Source organism: Rhodococcus sp. HM1 (genome assembly GCF_023218075.1).
Taxonomy (GTDB): domain Bacteria; phylum Actinomycetota; class Actinomycetes; order Mycobacteriales; family Mycobacteriaceae; genus Rhodococcus.
The window spans coordinates 49,681-65,081 of record NZ_JALPTB010000029.1 but is presented as its reverse complement, the minus strand read 5'-3'; the positions used below and the strand labels follow the sequence as shown (position 1 = coordinate 65,081).

Genomic DNA, 15,401 nt, shown 5'->3' with positions numbered 1-15,401 from the left:
TCAGTCCTCGTCCAGGTACGGCGACTCGAAGAACCCGCGCGGATGACGGGCCGCCATCTTGCGCCACGCGATGATGGAATAGTCCATGTCGCAGAGCATTTCGTTGTTCCAGCCGTCGAAACGGGTGTAGTGCTCCTCGGTGGCCTCACGGGCGAAGACGTCGCTGTTGTTGAAGCCCTCGAGCGCCAGCGGCAGCATGAAGTTGTCGTACTTGAAATTGAACTCCGCGATCTCCTCGTCGGTGCGGGCGCGGGTGGCGATGACCTCCCAGTACTCGTGGTGGTGGTCGTCGATCGGGACGTAGAACTCGTACTGGACGTGGTCGGTGATCGGCCAGTGCTCGACCATCAGGACGCCGGGAACCCACAGCGAGGTGCGGAAGTAGTGCGGCACCGTGCCGCGGGCCTTCATGTTGACCTTGGGGTTGTCGAGGACCGGCTGGTACAGGTCGGGACGGTCGTAGCGGTTCATCACACCCTTGGGACCGTTCTCGATGTCGATTTCCTCGGTCGCCGAGTCGGTGAGCGCGTTGACGCCGAGGGGCAGGGCACGGTCGAGGGCGACGAGGATCTGGTTGTCCCAGTGCACCAGCAGGTGGCCCGGATCGAGGCCGTTCTCCGCGGCGAGGCGCCAGTTGCCGACCAGCTTGCGGTGGATCCCACGGATCACGACACCTTCGTCGAGCAGGTGCGGAACCGGAGAATCGTTGGGGTCGTTGGTAACCGGAGCCGGAAGGTCGCTGGCCAACGGCGGCGGAGTCCCGAAGTCCTCTTCACCCACGAACACGTAGATGATCCCGTTCGCCTCTTCCACCGGATATGTCCGGATGCGGGCCTTTCCGATCAGCGAGTCGTCGGGATTGCCGACGATCGTGGTCAGACTCCCGTCGTCGAGTCCGTAGGTGAAGCCGTGGTACCAGCAGGTGATCGTGCCCTCGGACAGGCACATCGGCTTCGCCGAGAGCTTCACGCCTCGGTGGATACACCGGTCCGACACCGCGTAGGTCTTGCCTGCGCTACGGCGCAGGGCAATGTCGTGCCCGCCGATGGTGACGCCCTTGGCGGTGCCGTCCTCGAGTTCACTGGACAGCAGGGCCGGGTACCAGTGATTGGCGAATCCCCAGTCCGCCTGGACATACGGGGCGTACTGGCGGGTGACGCCCGCCGAGGATCCACTGTGCGAAATAGCGGTCATGGAATGACCTCCCTGGAGGTGGTGATTGTGGGATCGGTCGCGATCTTGTGGGCTGAGACGCAACCGGGATGAGAACCCGCGAATCGGGTGATCCGAGAAGTGGAGCGACACTCACTGTGTCCGACACCACAATATCGAACTTCGATCGAGAGTCAATGGAAATTTCGTGCAATTTTCATTGATGCTGTGCGGCCGGGCTTGGTACCGTTGACCAGCGCGGCGCACCGCGTCGCGGGGCGATGAGCCCGGGCCGACCCCGGAAGACAGTGATGACCAGCGCAGACTCCGAGCCGACCGACGACAACACCCCCCTGCCCGACGGCAGGCGCTGGCATCTCGCCGAGAACGCCTATGAGGACGCGTTGACGTCCTTCGAGTTCGCAATCCTCCAGGCCGAGGGCGGGTTCCAACGCTTCGCCGTCCAGGCGATCCGGACGGCCACCGACCTCGACCTGGCGTTCAACGAGATCGTGGCGTTGCACGTCGTCCGGATGCAGGAACGGTCCAAGGACACTGCGACGATCGCTCAACTGACCAACCGGGAGGATCTGCCGAACCTGCAGTACAACCTCCGCAAACTCGTCACCCTCGGCCTGCTCGAACGACGGAAGGCCGGCACCTCGTCCGTCTTCACCGTCACCGAGAAGGGTCGGGCCGTCACCGACCGCTACGCCCAGTTGCGCCGCGAGACCCTCGTGTCCAAACTCGAGGAACTCAGCGACATCACCACGAAGATGCGGCACGCGTCGCGATCGATGCAGGTGCTCACCGGCCTGTACGAGGCCGCGAGCCGCGAACTCGCCACCATCAACACGGCCGTGCTGTTCGAGCCCCTCGAGAACGGATCGCGACCCCGCCGCTCGGCGAAGCGCACCTCCGACTGACCGACCCCCTCATCCATCCCCCCCTATGCACCCGGGTCTCCCGGGTGCGTCACCGGCGACCCCTGAAAAGGATCGACACATGACCGACGACACCCGGCCGTTGCTGGCCGCGCTCTCCCCCGACGCCGAGGACCGCCCGGCAGTCCGGGTCGGCGATCGGGCACTCTCCCGTTCGGAACTGACCGCCGCTGCGGCGGCCGTGGCCGACCGGGTCGCCGGGGCGAGTGCCGTCGCCATCGATGCGACCGCAAGCCTCGAGACGATCGTCGCCGTCACCGGCTGCCTGACCGCCGGTGTCCCCGTGGTGCCGGTGCCCCCGGACTCCGGCCCTGCCGAGCGTGGACACATCCTGACCGACTCCCGCGCGCAACTCTGGCTCGGCGACCCTCGCGAGGACGTCGCGCTCGAGACCGTCCCGGTCGACATCACTGCCCGATCCGGTTCGACTCACCGAGAACCGGCCGCCGACCGAACCGCGATGATCATGTACACCTCCGGGACGACCGGTGCACCGAAGGGTGTGCTGCTCTCCCGCTCGGCCGTGGCCGCCGGACTCGACGGGCTGGCACAGGCCTGGGACTGGAACCCGGACGACACCCTGGTCCACGGCCTGCCGCTGTTCCACGTCCACGGGCTGATCCTCGGGGTCGTCGGCGCACTGCGGCACGGGTCGCCGCTCCATCACACCGTCCGGCCGACCCCGGATTCCTATGCGGCTGCGGCGGGCTCGCTGTACTTCGGGGTACCGACCGTCTGGTCGAGGGTCTGCGCCGACGAGTCGTCCGCTCGCGCCCTCGGCTCCGCGCGACTGCTCGTGTCGGGGAGCGCACCGCTCCCGGTGCCGGTCTTCGAACGGCTGCGGGCGTTGACCGGATCGGCGCCCATCGAGCGCTACGGCATGAGCGAAACCATCATCACGCTGAGCACCCGGGTGGACGGCGAACGCCGCCCCGGGTGGGTCGGCCTCCCGATCGACGGGGTCCGCAGCCGGATCCGGGACGCTTCCGGCGGCGACGTGCCGCACGACGGCGAGACCCTGGGCAACCTCGAGATCACGGGCGCCACCCTCTTCGACGGATATCTCCGCAACCCGGAGAAGACCGCCGAGTCGATGACCGCCGACGGATGGTTCCGGACCGGGGACATCGCAGTCGTGGACGAAACAGGATTCCATCGCATCGTCGGCCGCGAGTCGATCGACATGATCAAGTCGGGCGGCTACCGGATCGGCGCCGGCGAGGTGGAGGCGGCACTGCTCGATCACCCGGACGTCGGCGAGGCCGCAGTCGTCGGAGTCCCCGACGACGATCTCGGTCAGCGCATCGTTGCATTCGTCGTCGGCGAAGGAAACGACGCGCGGACGCTCTCCGACTTCGTCGCACGCACCCTGTCGATCCACAAGCGGCCCCGGGAGATCCACTTCGTCGACACGCTCCCTCGCAACGCTATGGGCAAGGTGCAGAAGAAGATTCTCGTGGAAGAGCACCAGGCCGGGCGGTGAGCGCCCCGGCTCGGCGCCCACACAGCTACCGGCGGCGCACGGCGTAGGTCAGGTGGGTCACCCTCGGCGAGGACTCCACGTGTACCGGCTCCAGGGCCACTCGCTCCGCGTCCACACCCTCGAACAGGCGGATCCCGGAGCCGAACAGCACCGGTGACAGCGCGATCGAGAACTCGTCGATCAGGCCGGCGTTCAGGTACTCGAGGATCGTGGCGCCGCCGCCCGCGATGCGGACGTCCCGGTCGCCGGCGGCCACTCGGGCCCGTTCGAGCGCGGCCTCGATACCGTCGTTGACGAAGTGGAAGGTCGTGCCGCCGGGCCGTTCCCACGGGTCACGCTTCTCGTGTGTCACGACGAACACCGGGGTGTGGAACGGCGCATCTTCCGGCCACCCCTGCTCGCCGCCGTCGAACATGCGCTTGCCCATCACGCTGGCGCCGGTACGTTCGAACGTCTGACGCAGGATGTCGTTGTCGCGTCCTTCCTCACCACCCTCGCCGAGTTTCAGGTTCTCCCGGAAGAATCGCTGCGGAAAGACCCACTGCTGCAGTTCCATCCACTGCCGGCCCATCAGGTCGTCGAGGGACTCGGGCGCGATGAATCCGTCCAGCGACATGGACACGCTGAAGAACACCTTCCCGGTCATCAGCCCTCCGCCGCCTTCCGGACGATCTCGGTGACATAGGCGTCCAGGTGGCTCAAGGTCTGCCGGCCGCCCTCGACCGCGTGGTACTGCTCGACCGCCTGATCGCGCAGCTCCTTGGTGGGGAACACCGTGCGCATCTCGATCCGGGTCGCCGCACCGGCGGGCTCGAACGTCAGGACCGACTCGAAAGCGCTCGGGTCGCCGCGGAACTCGCCGTGGACCAGCGCGATCCGCTCCGGCGGGGAGATCTCGGTCCAGGAGATCCACTCCTGGTAGTCCGTCCCGTCCGGGCCGTGCATCACGAAGTCCCACTCCCCGCCGACGCGGAATTCGAACGCCCGCGTCGTGGTCGTGAATCCGTCCGGACCCCACCACCGTGACAGGTGCCGCACGTCGGTGAACGCCTCGAACACCAGATCCCTCGGGGCCTTGATGATTCGGTCGATCACGATCTCGCGGTCCGCCGTTGCGGACCGAGCCGGCACTCCTCGTCCCGTTGCGCTCATCAGCTATTCCTCTCGCGTTGTCTGCTCGAGTTCCTGCACGTACTTGTCCAGCCGGTCGAAGCTTTCGTTCCAGAACCGCTCGAATCCGCCGGTCCACTCGTGAACCGGCCGCAGCCCGCGGGCGTCGAGGCCGTACAGGCGCTGCTTGCCGACCCTGCGGTCCCGCACCAGCCCGACCTCCCGGAGCACCCGCAGGTGTTTGGACGCCCCCGGCTGCGTCATCCTCAGCTCCTGGGCCAACTCGGTCACCGGTCGCTCCCCCGCGCGCAGCAGCATCAGGATCTCCCGGCGCTGCGGCTCCGCGATCGCGTTGAAGACGTCCGACGTCGTTGCTGCTCGTGCCATAACCCAATCATATTCCCATATCGGAATGCGTCAATGGCAGAGAACCGGGAGGCTTCTACCGATGGGTCGCCGCACCGAACGTGTCCGACCCCACCGGCTTCATCTGCCATGACGAACACTGCCACGATCGGGTGGATCGCCTCCGAACTCGAGGGCGTCACCGAGTTGCTGCAGGCCGCGTACACGCGGATGAACGCGGTGAATGCCCGGGCGCGGTTGCTGTATCCCCGAGCGTGAAGGCAGGTCAGCGCCCCGGCCGGTAGCGCGACCGCGCCAGCGCGTGGGCCTGCGCCAGCAACTCCCGCACGTCGGCGTCGGTTCCGCGTCCCGGGTTCACGACCGACAGCCACCCGAGCGTGCCGTACACCGGATGCGCGAAGATCCGGTCTACCACGCTCGGGTCGGTCTCGAGCGTCCCCGCCTCGCGCGGTCGCACGCCCGTCCGCGCGATGAACGCATCCTTTCCGGCGAAGACGTTGAGCCGGAAGGCATCCGGACGATTCAGCTGTGACTTCTCGTCACCCGGGTAGTCCTTGGTCACGATCGTCGCGAACGGCTGGGTCCCCTCCGGTATCCGCCCGTCCGGGGCGTAGTAGAAGAACGTGTCGCCCCAGCTGATCTCGGGTGAGCCGTCGCCGGGAACCGGCCGCAAGGCCAGCACGCCGCCGGGTTCGGTGACGAAGTCGATGATCTCGTCGATACTCATGTCTCGAGTGTTTCATTCAAGTGCTTGTGGAGACCTGGACCGCAAACAGCGAGGAGAATCGGTGGAAAGTCGCCATTCGCGGCTGCGCACGAGCGACGTCGCGCGCGGTGCCGGGTACTCGGTCCAGCAGATCCGCAATCTCGAACGCGACGGCGTGCTGCCACCGGCGGCCCGATCGGATACCGGCTACCGGATCTACGGCGAGGAGCACCTGGAATCCGCATGCGCCTACCGGGCCCTGGCTGCGGGGGTGGGGCCGGTCGAGGCGAAGGCGATCGTCCGCGCGGCGCATACCTACCCGGCGTCGGATCTGCTCGCGCTCCTCGACGCAGCCCACGCACGCCTCCACACCGAACGCCGCGACCTCGCGCTCGCGCAGGAGGCGGCGGCGGCGATCTCCACCGAACCGATCGACGACGTCCACCCCTCCGACGCCATGAGCATCGCCGAACTCGCCGGCGCGCTCGGGGTGCGGGTCTCGACGCTGCGGCACTGGGAAGCGGAAGGGCTCCTCGTGCCGGACCGGGCCGGGGCGCGCGGCCCGCGCCGCTACTCCCCCACCGACGTGCGGGACGCGCGCATCGTCCATCAGCTGCGCCTCGCCGGGTACCGCATCCCGCAGCTGCGGCAGGTGCTGCCCCGGTTGCGGGCCGCCCGCGGCCGCGCCGAGCTGAGCGCGGCGCTGACCGCCCGGGGCGAGAACATCGATGCCCGCGCGCGGGCCCTGCTCGACGGTGCTGCCGCGCTTCGATCGCTGATCGGCCCGGCGCAATCCCCTAGGGTCGGTTGACCAACTGAGCCCGCAGGTCGCGGGCGAGATGATCGCGCTGCTCGAGCACCAAGCGGCGCAGCGCCCCCGGAGCGTCCGGGTGCGCATCCAGCCAGCCGTCGGCGAGTGCGACGGTGTCGGTGTCCGGGAACAGGCCGACGACGATCCGCCGGGCGATCTCGATACTCCGCTCGTCCCACACCCCGCGGATCGCGGCGAAGTAGTCGGTGTCGTAGCGCGCGGTCAGGTCTCGTCGACCACCGGCGCGGAATCCCGCGATGGTCGCGTCGAGGTGCTCGTTGGACAGGCTGCGATCGGTGAGGATCGCGGTCCACGCGGTGGCTTTGACGTCGGCGGCGGGTCGGGCCGCGAGGGCACGCAGGTGCGCGGTGCGACCGGAACCGGTGTCGTCGCGGGTCAGTTCGCCGTCGAGGTCGGCGGCGTCGGCATGCCCGGTCGCGGCCAGCGCCAGCCACAACGACCAGCGCAGGTCCGGGTCCAGCGCCAGTCCCTCGGGCGGCGGCGCGGCGCCGTCGAGGACGGCCCGGATGTCCGCGGCGCGGGCGTCGTCGTAGACGGCCGCCGCCGCGACCGTCCGCGCCCAGGCGAGTTGCGCGCCGGAGCCGGGATCCGCGGCGTGCAGCGCGGCCCACGCGGAGTCGAGCCACGCGCGACGGTAGCCGGAGCGCGCCGCTTCCGGCAGGTAGTGCTCGATCGCGGTGGCGACATTGGTCTGCACGGAGCCGAGCAGCGCGAGGTTCGATTCGGCCGGGGCGAAGCGCTGCGCCATCGTCACGTACCGGGTGGCGAGCAGTTCGGCGTCACGGGTGGCGTTCCACAACGCCGACCACACGAGACCGCGGGCGAGCGGATCGGTGATCCGGTCGAGCGACTCCTCGACGGTGGCGAGGGAGCGCGTGTCGAGCCGGATCTTCGCGTAGGTGAGGTCGTCGTCGTTGAGCAGCGTGAGCGGTGCGTCGGCGAGGTCCACCCGCGTGCGGCGCTGTTCGAGATCGACCTCGATGCGGTAGCGCCGCACCAGGTTTCCGCTTTCGTCGAAGTCGTACTGCCCGACCGCGAGGCGGTGTGGCCGCGGATCGCTCTGGACGATCTCGAACCCGTCGCTTCCGGCGGGTTCGAGGGTGAGCGTGGAGACGCCGGTGGTCTGCAGCCACGCGCGCGCCCAGCCGGTCAGGTCACGCCCCGAGGTCGCCGACAGTTCGGTGAGCAGATCGTCGAGGGTGGTGTTGCCGAAGGCGTGGGCACGGAAGTAGCGGCGAGCACCTTCGAAGAACGCGTCCCGGCCCACATACGCGACGAGTTGCTTCAGGACGGAGGCACCCTTGGCGTAGGTGATGCCGTCGAAGTTCAGTTTGGCGGCTTCGAGGTCGACGATGTCCGCGACCACCGGATGCGTGGTGGGCAGCTGGTCCTGCAGGTATGCCCACGCCTTGCGCCGGTTCGCGAACGCCACCCACGCGTCGGTGAACTCGGTGGCCTCCGCGCTGACGAGCGAACCCATGTAGTCGGCGAAGGATTCCTTGAGCCACAGGTCGTCCCACCACTTCATGGTGACGAGGTCGCCGAACCACATGTGCGCCATCTCGTGCAGGATCGTGTTCGCCCGGCCCTGGTACTGCGCCGCGGTCGCCGCGCCCCGGAAGACGTAGGACTCGGTGAAGGTGACACAGCCGGGGTTCTCCATCGCACCGAGGTTGTATTCGGGTACGAACACCTGGTCGTACTTGCCCCAGGGGTACGGGTAGCCGAAGTGCTCGGCGAAGAAGTCCAGCCCCTGCTCGGTGATCTCGACGATCGCGTCGGCGTCGAGGTACTGCGCGAGCGACGCCCGGCACAGCACACCGAGGTCGACGGTGAGATCGCCCCGGCTCCAGGATGATTCGACCAGATGATAGGGGCCGGCGACAACCGCCGTGATGTAGGTGGACATCGGCGGGGTCGGCGCGAACACCACGCGCTGCCCACCCAGCACCGAATTCCGGTGCGCGACGGCCTGATTGGACACGACCTGCCATCCCTCGGGTGCGGCCACGTCGAAGGTGAACGGCGCCTTGAGATCCGGCTGCTCGAAGCACGCGAAGACGCGGCGCGCGTCGGCGGGCTCGTACTGGGTATAGAGATAGGTCTGTCCGTCGGCGGGGTCGACGAACCGGTGCAGGCCCTCTCCGGACCGGCTGTACTCGCCGGTCGCCACGACCGTCACCACGTTGTCCTCGGCCAGCCCGCTCAACGCGATCCGCGCCCCGTCGTACGCGACCGTGACGGGGACGCCGTTGACGGTGACGGACTCGACGGACGGCCCCAGGAAGTCGAGCCAGGTCTCACTGCTCGTCGAGGTGAACTCGATCGTGGTGGTGGTCGCGAAACCGGTGGTCGCCGAATCGGGCGCGTCCCGCAGGTCCAGTTCCACGCGGTAGGCGTGCACGCGGACGGCGTTCGCGCGGGTCGCGGTCTCGGCTCGGGTCAGGTTCGCGGTGCTCACGCGACGATCCTATGGTGCCCGCACCCGGATCCGCCGTCACCGGAAGTGGCGTCGCGGGTCAGCCGAGCGGAACCCCGCCCACACCCCAGTTCTCGCGGGGCACCTCGGTGAGGGTCACCCACACCGACGACTCGGGTTTGCCGGAGGTTTCCGCGTAGGCCTTGGTGACCGCGGCGATGACGGCGGCCTTCTGCTCGGTGGTCAGGCCGGGTGTCTGGCTGATCTGGATCAGTGGCATGTAGGACACTGTGCCACAACCGTCCTCGGACCTCTCACGCGCGCTGTGTAGCGTTCACGGCATGAGCAGGTTGGACGAAGTGGGCGAGCGCGACGCGTGGCGATGCTGGCTCTGCGACGAACCCGTGGACCCGGACATGTCGGTCAACGATCCGCGCGGCCCCAGCGTCGACGCCCTCACCACCGCGAAGAAGGGCGCGAAGGGCGGGCAGGAACGACTGGCCCACCGCGCGTGCAACACGAAGAAGGGCGCGGTGAAACCGGTGGTGCCGTGGGCCGAGCACCTCTTCGTCGTCGACCCCGCCCCGATCATCGGGGTGGTGGATCAGCTCACCCGCAAGGGCGGCCGCGTCGCCGTCGCACGCTGCCCCACGGAAGCCGACGCGACCGAAGCCGGTGCCTGGCTGGTGGACCGGATGTCGCGCCTGGCACCCGACCTGAAGGTCGCGGCGCGGATCGACTCCGCCGGAGGCGGATTCCTCCTGTCGCTCACCGCGTCCTGAGCATCGGCCCCGGCCTGCCGACGGCTCTACTCGGCGGCGAGCAGCACGTCGGTGTCGAAGCAGGTGTGGGTGCCGGTGTGGCAGGCGGCGCCGGTCTGGTCGACGACGAGCAGCACCGTGTCACCGTCGCAGTCCAGCCGCACCTCGTGCACGTACTGGGTGTGCCCGGAGGTTTCGCCCTTGACCCAGTAGCTGTTGCGCGACCGCGAGAAGTACGTCGCCTTGCGGGTAGCGAGGGTGCGGGCGAGCGCCTCGTCGTCCATCCACGCCATCATCAGCACCTGGCCGGTCGACTTCTCCTGCACGACGGCCGCGAACAACCCGGCGTCGTTGCGCTTGAGTCGGTCGGCGATCCGCGGGTCCAGAATGTTGGTCATCGCACCGTGATCCCTTCTGCCCGCATGGCGTCCTTGACCTGGGGAATGGTGAGTTCCCCGAAGTGGAACACGCTGGCGGCGAGCACCGCGTCGGCCCCGGCCTTGACGGCGGGCGCGAAGTGCTCGACGGCACCGGCGCCGCCGCTGGCGATGACCGGCACGGACACGGCGGCGCGGACGGCCTCGATCATCTTCAGATCGAATCCGGCCTTGGTGCCGTCGGCGTCCATCGAGTTGAGCAGGATCTCACCGACCCCGAGTTCCTCACCGCGGCGGGCCCATTCGACCGCGTCGATGCCCGTGCCGCGGCGACCGCCGTGGGTGGTGACCTCCCAACCGGACGGGGTGGGTTCCTGCCCCTCGGGGACGGTGCGGGCGTCGACGGACAGCACGATGCACTGGGCGCCGAACCGCTCGGACATCTCGCGCAGCACCTCGGGGCGGGCGATCGCGGCGGTGTTCACGCTGACCTTGTCGGCGCCGGCGCGCAGCAACCGGTCCACGTCCTCGACGGTGCGCACACCGCCACCGACGGTGAGCGGGATGAACACCTGCTCGGCGGTGCGGGTGACCACGTCCAGCATCGTGCCGCGGTCACCGCTCGAGGCGGTGACGTCGAGGAAGGTCAGTTCGTCGGCGCCCTGTGCGTCGTAGAGGGCGGCGAGTTCGACGGGGTCACCGGCGTCGCGCAGGTTCTCGAAATTCACGCCCTTGACGACGCGTCCGGCGTCGACGTCCAGGCACGGGATCACCCGAACTGCCAGGGTCATGGTTGTTGTTCTCCTTCGAGGCGGGAATCGGTCACCGATTCCAGTATGTCGAGTATCTCGTCGTGCACGCCGGGCGCGGCCGCGACCACCGAGCCGGAACCGATCCGCCACGGTGCGCCGGTGAAGTCCGTGGCGATACCGCCGGCGGCGCGCACCAGGGCCACCCCGGCCGCGTTGTCCCACGGATGGTGCCCGAACACCACGGCACCGCCGAGTACCCCGGCGGCGGTGTAGGCCAGGTCCACACCGGTCGAGCCGTGCATCCGCAGCCGGGATACGCGCCGGCTCAGTTCGGTGATGACCGCGAGCCGTCGCGTGCCGGGGACACGGCCGCGGCTGTCGATGTCGAAGCTGCCGACGCCGACCATCGCGTCGGCGAGCCGGCCCGGCTTCAGCGGCTCGGCGGGCACGCCGTTGTGCAGCAGGGGCCCGTCGACCGTGGCAGCGAACCGCTCCCCCACCAGCGGGAGCCACGTCAACCCGATTATCGGTTCGCCGTCGTGCACGAGCGCGAGGAGGATCCCGGCGGTGGGCAGGCCGGCGGAGTAGTTCACGGTGCCGTCGATGGGGTCGAGCAGCCACACCGTGCCCGTCCCAGCGCCGGGTCCGCCGAACTCCTCACCGTGCACCGCGATGCCGGTGCGCTCGGTGAGCTCGCCGCTGATGCGTCGCTCCAGCTCGAGATCGAGATCGGTGGCGAAGTCGTCGGGACCCTTGTCGACCGATCGGGGCGCGCCGCGACCGGCGACGAACCGCTCCGCCGCGCCGTCGAGGATCTCACTCGCGACCGCAAGCAGCCTCGACAGGTCGGCGGTGTCGGTCATCGGCTCACCGGGAGACGGCGTCGAGCGCTTCGGCCAGGGTGAACCGTCCCGCGTAGAGCGCCTTGCCGACGATCGCACCCTCGACACCCTCGGGCACCAGTGTCGCGATCGCCCGCAGGTCGTCGACGGTCGAGATACCACCGGAGGCGACGACGGGCGCGTCGGTCGCGTTCGCCACCTCGCTCAGCAGATCCAGGTTCGGGCCGGTGAGGGTGCCGTCCTTGGTGATGTCGGTGACGACGAACCGGGAGCAGCCGTCCTGGTTGAGTCGCTCCAGCGTCTCCCACAGATCGCCGCCGTCGGAGACCCAGCCGCGGCCGCGCAGGCGCCAATTGCCGTCGATGAGCTTGACGTCGAGACCGACGGCGATGCGGTCGCCATACTCGGCGATGGCGCGGGCACACCATTCCGGGTTCTCGATGGCTGCGGTACCGATGTTCACGCGGGCGCAGCCGGTCGCGAGGGCCGCGGCGAGCGTCTCGTCGTCGCGGATGCCACCGGACAGCTCGACCTTGACGTCGAGCTCACCGATCACACCGGCGAGGAGGTCCCGGTTGTCGCCGCGACCGAAGGCGGCGTCGAGGTCGACGAGATGCACCCACTCGGCTCCGGCGTTCTGCCATTCGAGGGCGGCGTCACGCGGCGAGCCGTAGCTGGTTTCGCTACCCGCCTCTCCCTGAACGAGGCGAACTGCTTCACCGTTGACGACGTCGACTGCAGGCAAAAGGACCAGGCTCACTGCGCCCACAATAGTGCCTGGCGCCCTCGACCCGGAAAACGTGCCGCGGTCGACCCTGCCGCAGATCCAGAAGACAGCCGCGCGCGGCGGGCAGCGCGCTCCTGTCTGTTCGCTCGGCGGCTCTGCGCCGCCCGAGGATGCGCGGCGATTCCGTCACTCCCCCATCCGCGCGAACACCGTCGACTCGAGTGCCGAGACGATCGTGTAGGCGACGATCATCGTGCCCGTACACACCACGACGGCGGCCCACAACTGGTCGTACGAGAAGGTCGTGGTCGCGCGGAGCATGAGGTACCCGATGCCCGTCCCGGTGGCGAGCCACTCCACCAGCAACGCGCCGACGACCGCGGCGGGCACGGCGATACGGGCGGCGGCCAGCAGCGCGGGCAGCGCGGCGGGCAGCTGTGCACCGACGAAGGTGCGCAGGGCGCTTGCTCCGGATACCGCGAACACGTCGGTGATGCTGCTGGGCACGGCCCGCACGGCGGCGAGTGTCATCACGAGTGTCGGGAAGAAGGTGACGGCAGCACAGATGAAGGCGGCGGTGAACAGCCCCCGACCGAAGATGATCATGAAGACGGGGGTGAACACGCCCAGCGGCACCGATTGCAGGACGATCGCCGGCGGCATCATCACGTACTCGAGCGCCGGGAAGCGCACGAACGCGGTCACGAGCACCAAGGCCACCGCGGTTCCCGCGAGGTAGCCGACGGCGGCCGACGACAGTGTCTGGCCCAGCGCGCCGAACACCTCGGCCCGGTGCGCGGCCGCGTCGTCGCCGGTGAGCAGGTAGCGGACGACGTCGTCGGGGGTCTTGGCGACGAACGAGCTGAGGTCGAACAGTTCGACGGCCGCCCACCACGCCGCGATCATGACAACCACCGAGGCCACGAACCCCCCGGCGAGTCCGAGCAGCCCGACACGGTGCCCGGCGGCGCCGGTGGACCCGACCGTCACCGAGGACGCGGAGACCGTGCGCGTCCACGGCGACGTCACGCGGTTCACCAGCGCGGGAAGCGCGTAGGCGATGCCCGCGACGGCGGTCGCCGCGAGCGCGAGCGCCCACGTGCGGGGCACCTGCAGTTGCTGCTGGGCCGTCATCATGGCGGGACCGAGACCGTCGGAGCCACCCAGATATTCACCGATGATGGCGCCGAGCACGGCGGCGGGTCCGGCGATGCGCAGGCTCGCCAGCACACTCGGAAGGCTCGCCCGCAGGCGCGCGAAACGCAGTTGCGCGCCGCAACCGCCGCCGGCCGCGCGCACGACGTCGAGCACGGCCGGGCTCACCGATCGCAGGCCGACGAGCGCCCCCACCACGGTGGTGAGCACCACCCCGAGGGACGCGACCACGATCTTCGGGGCGTCCCCGTCGAGCAGCACGTACAGCACGGGCCCGATCGCCAGGACGGGCAGGAACGAGACGATCGCGGCGATCCGCAGCACGAACGATTCCAGCCGGGGCACCAGCACGACCAGTCCGGCCGCGGCGAGCGCGACGACGTTGCCGGCCAGCCAACCGGCCGCCGCGATCCGCACGGTCGCCGCGGTGTTGGCCGCGATCAGCGCGCGGTCGTCGACGAACGCGCCGAGAACCGCTGCCGGCGTGGGAAACAGCGCCGGGCGCAGCAGCGCCAGACCCGTCCACACCAGCAGGAGAACAGCGAATCCCACTGTGCCCGAGATCAACCTGCGGTCGACCCGGAACGTCCTGCTCCGACGCGCCGGGACGGCCGCCGAGGTTTCGGTGACGGGCCGGGCGGCGGTGGCGGTACTCATCCGGCGACGTCGGCGAGCGCCGTCGCCAGTTCGGGTCGCGTCTCGTAGATCTCGGCGAGCAGCGACAGATCGAACAGGTCCTCGGCGGTGATGTCGAGGCCGGAGTCGGCGAGGGTGGCGATGTTCTGCGCGACGAGTTCGTCGGTGACCGTCATGATCCCGGACCGGCGGGTGTCGTCGGTGACGACGAGCCCGGTCTGGACGCGGGCGATCTCGCTCTGCACGGCGGCGTCGAGACCCAGGTCCGGTGCGTACTGCTCGATCGCGATGGTCGCTGCCCGGTCGGGATCCTTGATCGCGGCGATCCAGCCCTCGATCTCGGCGGTCAGGCAGGCGAGCACGTCCGCGCGCCGATCCCCCGCGAGCGACGACTCGTCCGCGACGTAGACCTGCGCGACGAGGGGGTAGCCGTGGTCGGCGAGCAGCAGCGTCGTGACGGCATGCCCGGCCGCGGCGAGGGTCACCGGTTCGTTGGTCACGAACGAGAACCAGCCGTCCACCTCGCCCGCGGTCAGCGGGGTGGGATCGAACTGGACGGGAACGGTCCGGACGGAGGCCGGGTCGACGCCGGCGCCGGCGAGGAATGCGGCCCAGACGGTTTCGTTGACCGCCTGGACACCGATGGTCTTGCCGACCATGTCCTGCGGGGTCCGGATCGGCGAGGAGGCGAGGGACGTGACGCAGTAGGGATTCTTCTGGTACAGCGCACCGACAATCTTGACCCCGGCGCCGCCGTTGAGGCGCGCGGTCGCGACCTGGTCGGGGGACGACGCCACCCCGATCAGCGCCTTGCCGACCGCCACGTCGATAGGTGTCGGGGTCGCGGTGGGTCCGCCCTCGACGAGCTCCACGGTGTCGAAACCCTGTGCGGCGTAGAACCCGTCGGCGATCGCCAGGTAGGTGCCGGCGAACGAGACGCCGTGGGTGTACGACAGGCGGAACGTCAGCGAGCGCGGGCCGTCGGAGCCTCCGGTGGATTCGCCGTCGCTGCCGGAACAGGCGGCGAGCAGGGCGGATCCTCCGCCGAGCAGCACGAGGCCGCCCAGCGAGCGGGCGAGGAAGGCACGTCGGTGCATGGTCGTCAAAATGATTCTCCTGGGGAGTGCGTGCGGCCGGGT

18 protein-coding genes are annotated in these 15,401 nt (G+C 69.3%); 5 read left to right on the top strand and 13 right to left on the bottom strand.

Annotated elements, in window-relative coordinates:
• Complete coding sequence (locus M1M07_RS16530) at window positions 1-1,194, bottom strand: Rieske 2Fe-2S domain-containing protein (RefSeq protein WP_248674905.1); 1,194 nt, start codon at window positions 1,192-1,194, stop codon at window positions 1-3.
• Between the two features lie 269 nt (window positions 1,195-1,463).
• Between M1M07_RS16530 and M1M07_RS16525 the strand changes: the two genes are divergently transcribed.
• Both M1M07_RS16525 and M1M07_RS16520 read left to right on the top strand, forming a co-directional pair.
• Window positions 1,464-2,078 (top strand): winged helix DNA-binding protein, encoded by a 615-nt coding sequence (locus M1M07_RS16525; RefSeq protein WP_197252019.1) that lies wholly within the window; start codon window positions 1,464-1,466, stop codon window positions 2,076-2,078.
• Window positions 2,079-2,157: 79 nt separating this feature from the next.
• A complete protein-coding gene (locus tag M1M07_RS16520; protein WP_248674904.1) occupies window positions 2,158-3,579 on the top strand; it encodes an acyl-CoA synthetase in 1,422 nt (473 codons plus the stop codon).
• A gap of 25 nt (window positions 3,580-3,604) precedes the next feature.
• Here the strand turns inward: M1M07_RS16520 and M1M07_RS16515 are convergent, their stop codons facing one another.
• Genes M1M07_RS16515 through M1M07_RS16505 form a run of 3 tightly spaced genes read right to left on the bottom strand, consistent with a single transcriptional unit; the run spans window position 3,605 to window position 5,076 of the window.
• Window positions 3,605-4,225: a dihydrofolate reductase family protein gene (locus M1M07_RS16515; RefSeq protein WP_248674903.1), complete on the bottom strand. Its 621-nt coding sequence runs from the start codon at window positions 4,223-4,225 to the stop codon at window positions 3,605-3,607.
• Complete coding sequence (locus M1M07_RS16510) at window positions 4,225-4,731, bottom strand: SRPBCC family protein (protein ID WP_248674902.1); 507 nt, start codon at window positions 4,729-4,731, stop codon at window positions 4,225-4,227. Before M1M07_RS16510 ends, M1M07_RS16515 begins: the two co-directional genes overlap by 1 nt.
• 3 nt (window positions 4,732-4,734) lie before the next feature.
• Entirely contained in the window at window positions 4,735-5,076 is a 342-nt protein-coding gene (locus M1M07_RS16505) for a helix-turn-helix transcriptional regulator (RefSeq protein ID WP_248674901.1), read from the bottom strand.
• Between the two features lie 108 nt (window positions 5,077-5,184).
• Between M1M07_RS16505 and M1M07_RS32790 the strand changes: the two genes are divergently transcribed.
• Window positions 5,185-5,313 carry a hypothetical protein gene (locus M1M07_RS32790; protein ID WP_269437598.1) on the top strand — a complete coding sequence of 43 codons (129 nt, stop codon included), beginning with the start codon at window positions 5,185-5,187 and terminating at the stop codon, window positions 5,311-5,313.
• A gap of 7 nt (window positions 5,314-5,320) precedes the next feature.
• Here M1M07_RS32790 and M1M07_RS16500 read toward each other — a convergent pair whose 3' ends face one another.
• Window positions 5,321-5,782: a DUF6194 family protein gene (locus tag M1M07_RS16500; protein ID WP_248674900.1), complete on the bottom strand. Its 462-nt coding sequence runs from the start codon at window positions 5,780-5,782 to the stop codon at window positions 5,321-5,323.
• 61 nt (window positions 5,783-5,843) lie between these two features.
• Between M1M07_RS16500 and M1M07_RS16495 the strand changes: the two genes are divergently transcribed.
• The gene (locus tag M1M07_RS16495) at window positions 5,844-6,572 is read left to right on the top strand and encodes a MerR family transcriptional regulator (RefSeq protein ID WP_248674899.1); all 729 of its coding nucleotides are present in this window, start codon (window positions 5,844-5,846) and stop codon (window positions 6,570-6,572) included.
• Here the strand turns inward: M1M07_RS16495 and pepN are convergent.
• Together pepN and M1M07_RS16485 are read right to left on the bottom strand one after the other, a co-directional pair.
• The gene (gene pepN / locus M1M07_RS16490; protein WP_248674898.1) at window positions 6,559-9,054 is read right to left on the bottom strand and encodes an aminopeptidase N; all 2,496 of its coding nucleotides are present in this window, start codon (window positions 9,052-9,054) and stop codon (window positions 6,559-6,561) included. The genes M1M07_RS16495 and pepN overlap by 14 nt on opposite strands.
• Window positions 9,055-9,112: 58 nt before the next feature.
• Complete coding sequence (locus M1M07_RS16485; protein WP_197252026.1) at window positions 9,113-9,292, bottom strand: 4-oxalocrotonate tautomerase family protein; 180 nt, start codon at window positions 9,290-9,292, stop codon at window positions 9,113-9,115.
• A 61-nt stretch (window positions 9,293-9,353) separates the two neighbouring features.
• Between M1M07_RS16485 and M1M07_RS16480 the strand changes: the two genes are divergently transcribed.
• Window positions 9,354-9,794: a hypothetical protein gene (locus M1M07_RS16480; protein ID WP_197252027.1), complete on the top strand. Its 441-nt coding sequence runs from the start codon at window positions 9,354-9,356 to the stop codon at window positions 9,792-9,794.
• Between the two features lie 26 nt (window positions 9,795-9,820).
• On the opposite strand, the gene hisI is transcribed toward M1M07_RS16480, so the two are convergent.
• From hisI to M1M07_RS16450, 6 genes are all read right to left on the bottom strand, one after another.
• The gene (gene hisI / locus M1M07_RS16475) at window positions 9,821-10,171 is read right to left on the bottom strand and encodes a phosphoribosyl-AMP cyclohydrolase (RefSeq protein WP_197252028.1); all 351 of its coding nucleotides are present in this window, start codon (window positions 10,169-10,171) and stop codon (window positions 9,821-9,823) included.
• Entirely contained in the window at window positions 10,168-10,941 is a 774-nt protein-coding gene (gene hisF, locus M1M07_RS16470; RefSeq protein WP_197252029.1) for an imidazole glycerol phosphate synthase subunit HisF, read from the bottom strand. The genes hisI and hisF overlap by 4 nt, the downstream gene beginning before the upstream one ends.
• Window positions 10,938-11,765 carry an inositol monophosphatase gene (locus M1M07_RS16465; RefSeq protein ID WP_248674897.1) on the bottom strand — a complete coding sequence of 276 codons (828 nt, stop codon included), beginning with the start codon at window positions 11,763-11,765 and terminating at the stop codon, window positions 10,938-10,940. The genes hisF and M1M07_RS16465 overlap by 4 nt, the downstream gene beginning before the upstream one ends.
• 4 nt (window positions 11,766-11,769) lie before the next feature.
• A complete protein-coding gene (gene priA / locus M1M07_RS16460) occupies window positions 11,770-12,504 on the bottom strand; it encodes a bifunctional 1-(5-phosphoribosyl)-5-((5-phosphoribosylamino)methylideneamino)imidazole-4-carboxamide isomerase/phosphoribosylanthranilate isomerase PriA (protein ID WP_197251341.1) in 735 nt (244 codons plus the stop codon).
• A gap of 153 nt (window positions 12,505-12,657) precedes the next feature.
• Window positions 12,658-14,283 (bottom strand): ABC transporter permease, encoded by a 1,626-nt coding sequence (locus tag M1M07_RS16455; RefSeq protein WP_248674896.1) that lies wholly within the window; start codon window positions 14,281-14,283, stop codon window positions 12,658-12,660.
• Window positions 14,280-15,359 (bottom strand): ABC transporter substrate-binding protein, encoded by a 1,080-nt coding sequence (locus M1M07_RS16450; RefSeq protein ID WP_248674920.1) that lies wholly within the window; start codon window positions 15,357-15,359, stop codon window positions 14,280-14,282. Before M1M07_RS16450 ends, M1M07_RS16455 begins: the two co-directional genes overlap by 4 nt.
• Window positions 15,360-15,401 lie beyond the last annotated feature (42 nt).

Coding starts and splice junctions, on each gene's coding strand:
- M1M07_RS16530 (WP_248674905.1), bottom strand. CDS start 1,194: ATGACCGCTATTTCGCACAGTGGATCCTCGGCGGGCGTCACCCGCCAG.
- M1M07_RS16525 (WP_197252019.1), top strand. CDS start 1,464: ATGACCAGCGCAGACTCCGAGCCGACCGACGACAACACCCCCCTGCCC.
- M1M07_RS16520 (WP_248674904.1), top strand. CDS start 2,158: ATGACCGACGACACCCGGCCGTTGCTGGCCGCGCTCTCCCCCGACGCC.
- M1M07_RS16515 (WP_248674903.1), bottom strand. CDS start 4,225: ATGACCGGGAAGGTGTTCTTCAGCGTGTCCATGTCGCTGGACGGATTC.
- M1M07_RS16510 (WP_248674902.1), bottom strand. CDS start 4,731: ATGAGCGCAACGGGACGAGGAGTGCCGGCTCGGTCCGCAACGGCGGAC.
- M1M07_RS16505 (WP_248674901.1), bottom strand. CDS start 5,076: ATGGCACGAGCAGCAACGACGTCGGACGTCTTCAACGCGATCGCGGAG.
- M1M07_RS32790 (WP_269437598.1), top strand. CDS start 5,185: ATGACGAACACTGCCACGATCGGGTGGATCGCCTCCGAACTCGAGGGC.
- M1M07_RS16500 (WP_248674900.1), bottom strand. CDS start 5,782: ATGAGTATCGACGAGATCATCGACTTCGTCACCGAACCCGGCGGCGTG.
- M1M07_RS16485 (WP_197252026.1), bottom strand. CDS start 9,292: ATGCCACTGATCCAGATCAGCCAGACACCCGGCCTGACCACCGAGCAG.
- M1M07_RS16480 (WP_197252027.1), top strand. CDS start 9,354: ATGAGCAGGTTGGACGAAGTGGGCGAGCGCGACGCGTGGCGATGCTGG.
- hisI (WP_197252028.1), bottom strand. CDS start 10,171: ATGACCAACATTCTGGACCCGCGGATCGCCGACCGACTCAAGCGCAAC.
- hisF (WP_197252029.1), bottom strand. CDS start 10,941: ATGACCCTGGCAGTTCGGGTGATCCCGTGCCTGGACGTCGACGCCGGA.
- M1M07_RS16465 (WP_248674897.1), bottom strand. CDS start 11,765: ATGACCGACACCGCCGACCTGTCGAGGCTGCTTGCGGTCGCGAGTGAG.
- M1M07_RS16455 (WP_248674896.1), bottom strand. CDS start 14,283: ATGAGTACCGCCACCGCCGCCCGGCCCGTCACCGAAACCTCGGCGGCC.
- M1M07_RS16450 (WP_248674920.1), bottom strand. CDS start 15,359: ATGCACCGACGTGCCTTCCTCGCCCGCTCGCTGGGCGGCCTCGTGCTG.